The organism is Vibrio ezurae NBRC 102218 (assembly GCF_000467185.1).
GTDB lineage: Bacteria > Pseudomonadota > Gammaproteobacteria > Enterobacterales > Vibrionaceae > Vibrio > Vibrio ezurae.
This window is the reverse complement of sequence record NZ_BATM01000066.1, coordinates 1-761: the sequence shown is the minus strand read 5'-3', so window position 1 is coordinate 761 and position 761 is coordinate 1. Positions and strand designations below refer to the sequence as shown.

Below are 761 nucleotides of genomic sequence, written 5' to 3'. Positions count from 1 at the left end.
TTACATCATCGTATTCATGAACAAATGTGACATGGTTGATGACGAAGAGCTACTTGAACTAGTAGAAATGGAAGTTCGTGAACTTCTTTCTGAGTACGAATACCCAGGAGATGATCTTCCAGTAATCCAAGGTTCTGCACTTGGCGCACTAAACGGCGAGAAGCAGTGGGAAGACAAGATCGTTGAGCTTGCAGAAGCACTAGATTCTTACATTCCACTTCCAGAGCGTGCTGTTGACCAACCGTTCCTACTACCAATTGAAGATGTATTCTCAATTCAAGGTCGTGGTACTGTTGTTACTGGTCGTATCGAGCGCGGTATCCTACGCGTAGGTGACGAAGTAGAAATCGTTGGTATTAAAGAAACAACTCTTACTACTTGTACTGGTGTTGAAATGTTCCGTAAACTGCTTGACGAAGGTCGTGCTGGTGAGAACGTTGGTGCACTACTACGTGGTACTAAGCGTGATGACGTTGAACGTGGCCAAGTACTTGCTGCTAAAGGTTCAATCAACCCACACACTAAATTTGAGTCAGAAGTATACGTTCTTTCTAAAGATGAAGGCGGCCGTCATACTCCTTTCTTCAAAGGTTACCGTCCACAGTTCTACTTCCGTACAACTGACGTAACAGGCGACATCACTCTACCTGAAGGCGTAGAAATGGTAATGCCAGGTGACAACGTTCAAATGACTGTTGAGCTAATCGCTCCAATCGCAATGGACGAAGGTCTACGCTTCGCAATCCGTGAAGGTGGCCGTA

At 45.3% G+C, this 761-nt stretch carries 1 protein-coding gene; it reads left to right on the top strand.

The genetic code is table 11. The features are described from left to right. Nucleotides 1–761: elongation factor Tu (locus VEZ01S_RS16265; protein ID WP_040891290.1), on the top strand; the 761-nt coding region annotated here is incomplete at both ends.